Annotated in this window: 1 protein-coding gene; it reads right to left on the reverse strand. The window is 45.1% G+C overall.

Going from position 1 to position 284, the window contains the following annotated elements; genetic code table 11:
* A partial coding sequence (locus ACXAFR_RS27645; RefSeq protein ID WP_475183464.1) for a reverse transcriptase domain-containing protein occupies positions 1–284 on the reverse strand: 284 nt, incomplete at both ends.

The following is a 284-nucleotide window of genomic DNA, read 5'->3' on the forward strand; positions in this document are numbered from 1 at the left end:
TTTTGATCTTCTTCTCGAACCATAAATCCAAGGCGTAATGAAGGTAGATGTTCGCCAATACCGGACTGATCACTCCGCCTTGCGGCGTGCCTGATTCAGGCTTGTGATAGTGTCCATCCGGTTCTTTGATTCTCGCCTTCAACCATTGATTAATCAGATTAAGAAACCGCTTGTCATCAATGCGATGCTCAAGCATTCGCATCAGCCAAGCATGATCCATATTATCGAAGAAGCCTTTAATGTCCGCCTCGACGATATAACCGTAGCCTTTGAATTGAAGGTTC

It is taken from the genome of Pseudomaricurvus sp. ABR4_320 (assembly GCF_056159445.1).